The 5,824-nt window shown below is 31.8% G+C and carries 7 protein-coding genes; all 7 read left to right on the top strand.

Translation table 11 applies throughout. The features are described from left to right. Positions 1-9: 9 nt before the first annotated feature. The 7 genes from ENO17_04815 to truA all read left to right on the top strand — a co-directional run bounded on the left by ENO17_04815 (position 10) and on the right by truA (position 5,735). On the top strand, positions 10-642 hold the full coding sequence (locus ENO17_04815; GenBank protein HER24352.1) for a 30S ribosomal protein S4: 633 nt from the start codon (positions 10-12) through the stop codon (positions 640-642). Between the two features lie 42 nt (positions 643-684). Then, on the top strand, positions 685-1,650 hold the full coding sequence (locus ENO17_04810; GenBank protein ID HER24351.1) for a DNA-directed RNA polymerase subunit alpha: 966 nt from the start codon (positions 685-687) through the stop codon (positions 1,648-1,650). Position 1,651: 1 nt separating this feature from the next. Beyond that, positions 1,652-2,005, top strand: coding sequence for a 50S ribosomal protein L17 (gene rplQ, locus ENO17_04805; protein HER24350.1), 354 nt, complete (start codon positions 1,652-1,654; stop codon positions 2,003-2,005). Positions 2,006-2,286: 281 nt separating this feature from the next. After that, on the top strand, positions 2,287-3,117 hold the full coding sequence (locus ENO17_04800; GenBank protein HER24349.1) for an energy-coupling factor transporter ATPase: 831 nt from the start codon (positions 2,287-2,289) through the stop codon (positions 3,115-3,117). Beyond that, positions 3,102-3,956 carry an energy-coupling factor transporter ATPase gene (locus ENO17_04795; GenBank protein ID HER24348.1) on the top strand — a complete coding sequence of 285 codons (855 nt, stop codon included), beginning with the start codon at positions 3,102-3,104 and terminating at the stop codon, positions 3,954-3,956. Before ENO17_04800 ends, ENO17_04795 begins: the two co-directional genes overlap by 16 nt. A gap of 79 nt (positions 3,957-4,035) precedes the next feature. After that, complete coding sequence (locus ENO17_04790; protein ID HER24347.1) at positions 4,036-4,827, top strand: energy-coupling factor transporter transmembrane protein EcfT; 792 nt, start codon at positions 4,036-4,038, stop codon at positions 4,825-4,827. Between the two features lie 161 nt (positions 4,828-4,988). Next, positions 4,989-5,735, top strand: a complete 747-nt coding sequence (truA, locus tag ENO17_04785; protein ID HER24346.1) for a tRNA pseudouridine(38-40) synthase TruA — start codon at positions 4,989-4,991, stop codon at positions 5,733-5,735. Positions 5,736-5,824: the final 89 nt, after the last annotated feature.

Raw genomic sequence — 5,824 nt, 5'->3', positions numbered from 1 at the left:
TTATTATATATGGCCAGATATATAGGAGCGGTATGCAAATTGTGCCGCAGAGAAACAGTAAAGTTGTTTTTAAAGGGAGATAGGTGTTACACCGAGAAATGTCCGATAGAAAAAGGCGCCTCATTACCCGGCAAAAATATAAAAAATGCAAGAATAAGAAAATTATCTACCTATGGTGTGAGATTAAGAGAAAAACAGAAACTTAGAAAGTATTATGGATTATTAGAAAAGCAATTTAAAAATCTTTTTGAAAAAGCTGAAAAGAAAAAAGGCGTTACCGGAGAAAATTTTCTGGAATTATTAGAGAGGAGATTGGATAATATTGTTTATCGATTTGGTATTACCAAGTCTAGAGCTCACGCTCGACAATTGGTCCTGCATTCACATATACTAGTTAATGGGAAAAAAGTGAACATACCCTCTTACCAGGTTGAAATCAATGATATAGTCGAGATCAAAGAAAAAAGTGGAAATATAGAAAATATTAAAGAGATTAAAGAAGGGAAGATTGAGATTAGTACTCCTTCCTGGCTGGAGTTTGATTTTAAGAACTTAAAAGGAAAGATAATAAAATTTCCTTCTAAAGAAGAATTAAATTTACCGGTAGAAGAAAAATTGGTTGTAGAGTATTATTCTCGTTAATATTTTTAGGTTTCCGATACCTAAAGGAGGAGAGTATTGAAGGTGATGGATATTAATAATATTAAAATTAAAGTGGAAGATTTAACAGATAATTATGGCAAATTTATCATAGAACCATTAGAAAAGGGTTATGGTGTTACTTTAGGTAATTCTCTAAGGAGAACATTATTATCTTCTATGTGGGGAGCAGCTGCAACTGCGATTAGAATTGAAGGAATTACCCATGAATTTGACACTATTTCTGGAGTTAAAGAAGATGTTATCGAAATAATCTTAAATATTAAAGAACTTGTAGTTAAAATATTTTCAGATGAACCGCAAGTTTTAAAGTTGAAGGCAAAAGGCAAAAAAATAATTACCGCTGCAGATATAACCCCAAATATTAATGTAGAAATACTCAATCCTGATTTAAAGATAGCCACTTTAAGTGGACATGCCAAATTAGATATGGAAATAGTAGTAGAAAAAGGAATGGGTTATTCACTTGCGGAAAAAAATAAAAAAACGGGTCAATCAGTAGATACCATTTTTATTGATTCTTTTTTTTCGCCTATTAGCAAGGTACGATATGATGTGGAAACTGCCAGTTTGAGTCAATTTTCTAATTATGAAAAATTAACTTTGGAAGTATTTACCAATAAAAGTCTTTTGCCCGATGAGGCTTTGAGTAAATCAGCAAATATATTAATTAAATACTTAAAGATATTTACCAAATTTTCTCCCGAAGATGTAGAATTAGAAGGTGAACTCATTTCAAAAGAAGAAAAAGAAAAGAACGAAAAAGAAAAAATCTTAAATAAAACCATTGAAGAATTAGATTTTTCCGTCCGTTCTTATAATTGTTTAAAAATGTCCAACGTAAATACGTTGAGAGATTTAGTAAACTACTCTCCGATGGAGATAATCAAGATAAAGAATTTAGGAAAGAAATCTTTAGATGAAATAAAAGAGAAAATAACCAAGTATGGGTTTGTCTTAGGTGAAAAAATGCACCAGGAGGATATTTAGAATGAGACACAAGAAATTAAAAGGAAAATTAGGTCGCAATAGTAGTCATAGAAGCTCTTTATTGGCTAATTTATCTATTTCACTTATAACTCATAAGAAGATAGAGACCACACACACGAAAGCAAAAGAAGTACGAAAATATGTGGAAAAGCTGGTAACCATCGCTAAAAATAATAATTTGCAAGCCCAGAGAGAGGTGCAAAAAGTAATAAGAAATAAAAAAGCTTCTAAAGTTTTATTTGAAGAAATTAGTCCAAAGTATTTAGAGAGAAATGGCGGGTATACGCGAATTGTGAAAACTGGATTTCGAAAAGGCGATGCAGCATCTTTAGCTATAATTGAATTTGTAGAATAATTGAAAAATAAGTGAAAAAGGTTAAAAAGTTTATATTAGAAATGATTATTTCATCTTAGACTTTTTAACCTTTTAATTTTTGTAATGTGGTTTTGCGAATCTTTTATGGCCGTATGCGATACACCACTATCTCCTATCGAGGCATACGCTAAAACGCGGGATACGATTCACAGGATACGAGATACGAATTTATAAGCTGAATTCTATAATTCTATCTCTTTACTTCTTTACTACATACTATACGTTATATATAAAATACTTTATTACTAACGGTGAAAATCTTGATTAAAATAAAAAATTTAAGTCACCAGTATAATTCTCCTACGAAAGAACAAATAGATGCTTTGAATTCTATTAATTTAGAAATAAAAAATGGTGATTTTGTTTCAATTATAGGCTCTAACGGATCTGGAAAATCTACTTTAGCTAAGCATATGAATTGTCTGTTGCTTCCTACTACCGGAGATATCTGGGTTGATGACATGAATACCAAAGATAAGAGCAAAACATGGGAAATAAGACGAAAAGTTGGTATGGTATTTCAAAATCCAGACAATCAGATTATCGCAACCACAGTGGAAGATGATATAGCTTTTGGCCTGGAAAATATTGGAATAAATACAAAACTTATGAGAGAGCGTATTGATTGGGCTTTAGAAATTGTGGAAATGGAAGAGTATAAAAAAAGTGAACCGCATTTACTTTCAGGTGGACAAAAACAAAGAGTAGCTATTGCGGGAGCAATCGCGTTACACTCTTCCTATTTGATTTTAGATGAACCTACCGCCATGCTCGATCCCCAGGGTAGAAATGAGGTAATAAATATAGTGAAGAAATTAAATTTAGAAGAGAATATTACCATCATCTACATTACTCACTTAATGGAGGAGGCAGCTGAGTCTAATTGGATAATCGCGTTGGATAAAGGAAAAATTGCTCTTACAGGAAAACCTGAGGAGGTATTTACCCAGATAGATATTTTAAAAAAATTAAGATTAGACGTTCCTCAGATTACTGAACTCGCCTTAAGATTAAACAAAAGGGGAATGAATATATCACCTCATATATTGAAAGTTGAGGATATGGTAGAAAATTTATGTTTATATATTTAGAGAATCTTTGCTTTACCTATAGTTTGGGAATGCCCTTCGAAACAGAAGTTTTAAAGAATATCGACTTAAAAATTGATCAAGGTGAGTTTATCGGTCTAATCGGCCATACTGGTTGTGGAAAAACAACCTTAATTCAGCATTTCAACGGTTTGCTTACGCCAACTTCTGGTAAAATTTATGTTGATGGAGTAGATATAAATACAAAGGGAACAAATCTTAAATTAATAAGGCAAAAAATAGGTTTAGTTTTTCAGTATCCAGAGAATCAATTGTTTGAAGAAACTATTTATCAAGAAATAGCCTTTGGTCCAAGAAAATTAGGTTTGCCAGAAGAAAAAATTGAGAAAAGAGTGAGAGAAGCCTTAAAGATGGTTGATCTTGATTATGAATTCTATGCAGAACGCTCTCCTTTTTCTTTAAGCGGAGGGGAGATGCGACGTGTTGCCTTGGCCAGTATTCTTTCCATCAGACCAAAAATGTTAATTTTAGATGAACCTACTGCCAATCTTGACCCGCAGGGAAGAGATAATATATTATCCGAGATTAAAAAAATACATGATAATTTCGGAACGGCTGTGATATTGGTATCACACAACATGGAAAAGGTTGCCGAAACTGTAAAACGGGTTTTAGTGATGCATCGAGGAGAGATAATTATAGACGGTACTCCCCAAGATATTTTTGAAAAACACGCTACCGATCTAATAAAAGTGGGTTTAGGCCTTCCACAGGTTACCGAATGTATGCACAAATTAAAAGCAAAGGGAAAAGATGTATATACCGGAGTATTAACTGTAGATGAAGCTGAAAGTGAAATCTTAAAAAAATGCAAAATTTAACTAAAAGATAAGTATAAGAAGTAAACATCTAAAGAGGGAATTTATCAATTGCACTTAGAAAGATGAGGAAAAAATGAGAATATTAAGGAATATTAGTTTTGGTCAATATATTCCAAGGGATTCTTTAGTTCATAGTTTGGATCCCAGAATAAAAATATTAAGTTGTCTGGCTATAATCATAGCTTTATTTTTAATAGTTAAATTTTCAGGGTATTTAATTTTGGGAAGCTATATATTGATCAGTATTATCATTTCTAAGGTACACCCCAAATATGTTTTCAGAGGCTTGCGTCCAATATTATTTATTATTATATTTACTTTAATTATCCATCTTTTTATGACTGAAGGAAAAGTAATTTATCAGGTAGGTTTTTTAAAAATTACCCAGGAAGGATTAATTAAAGGGCTCCTTATTTCATTTCGACTATTTATCTTAATTTTAACTACTTCTCTGCTTACCCTGGCTACCTCTCCTATATCTTTAACTGATGGGATTGAAAGGTTATTGTCCATTATTAAATTCACTGGTATTCCCGCTCACGAAATAGCTATGATGATGACTATAGCACTGAGGTTTATTCCGACTTTATTAGAAGAGACAGAAAAAATAATGAAAGCTCAAATATCTCGAGGTGCAGACTTTGAAAGTGGAAATATTTTTAATCGGGCAAAGAATTTAATACCTATTTTAATACCCTTGTTTGTTAGCGCCTTTCGACGCGCCGACGAACTTGCCATTGCAATGGAAGCGAAATGTTATAGAGGCGGAGAGGGCAGAACTCATTATAGAGAATTAAAAATTAATCAAATAGATATCTTGACCCTTTCTCTAACTATGGTAATAGCTATTATAGTGAGTATCATGTTTTAAGTGTGCTACATTAGCATTGCTGTTCCTTATATCGCAAAGGAAGATACCATGGAGCGTTTATCTCAAATAATTAGCTAATGCAGTAATAGTTACTTGGTTAACTAATGAAAAAATAGAAGAAGAAAATTTATAAATTAGATAAATGTAAATAAAAGGAAAAAATGATTAATATAAAACTTACCATAGAATACGAAGGAACTCAATATTATGGCTGGCAAAAACAAAAAAAGTTTTTAACTATACAGGGAATTTTAGAAGAAAAAATATCTCAGATTACTCAAGAAAAAATAATACTTTATGGTTCTGGAAGAACAGACGCCGGAGTACATGCTTTGGGACAAGTAGCAAATTTTAATACTGATAGCTCTATTCCTTGGGAGGAATTCCCTTTGATCCTAAATCGATTACTCCCTTTGGATATTAGGATTAAAAAAGCAGAGAGAGTAGATGACAATTTTCATGCCCGCTATAGTGCAGTAAGTAAGACTTATCATTATTATGTTTTGAATTCTTACCTAAACAATAATTATTTATCAATTTTTTTAAGAAATTATGTATATTGTGTCTATAAAAATATAAATTTAGATGAGATGAAAAAAGCCAGTCAATTTTTACAAGGAAAACATGATTTTACCTCTTTTAGCTGTTCGGGAAGTGGAATTAAAAGCTGGGAAAGGACTATAAAAAGCATAAATATTAGCAGGAAGGGGAATTTATTTTGTTTTCATATTGAAGCAGATGCTTTTTTATATAAAATGGTTCGTACTATCGTCGGTACTCTTTTGGAAGTGGGCAAGGGGAATATAAATTATTCAGAGATAAAGAAGATATTAGAAGCGAAAAATAGAAAAATAGCGGGTAAAACTGTCCCTCCCAAAGGACTATTTTTAATGAAAGTAAATTATTAATTGACCAATTAGCTGATTGACCGATTACCCGATTAATTAGATGATTGTGTTCTAATTAAACTATATTTTTTAAACTGAAACTATAAAGC

It is taken from the genome of Candidatus Atribacteria bacterium, assembly GCA_011056645.1.
Taxonomy (GTDB): domain Bacteria; phylum Atribacterota; class Phoenicimicrobiia; order Phoenicimicrobiales; family Phoenicimicrobiaceae; genus Sediminicultor; species Sediminicultor quartus.
The sequence above is the reverse complement of the archived record's forward strand: the minus strand, read 5'-3'. Positions and strand labels throughout refer to the sequence as shown.

Bases quoted from the DNA above. Each gene is read 5' to 3' on its own strand.
- ENO17_04815 (HER24352.1), top strand. From the start codon at position 10: ATGGCCAGATATATAGGAGCGGTATGCAAATTGTGCCGCAGAGAAACA.
- truA (HER24346.1), top strand. From the start codon at position 4,989: ATGATTAATATAAAACTTACCATAGAATACGAAGGAACTCAATATTAT.
- ENO17_04795 (HER24348.1), top strand. From the start codon at position 3,102: ATGTTTATATATTTAGAGAATCTTTGCTTTACCTATAGTTTGGGAATG.
- rplQ (HER24350.1), top strand. From the start codon at position 1,652: ATGAGACACAAGAAATTAAAAGGAAAATTAGGTCGCAATAGTAGTCAT.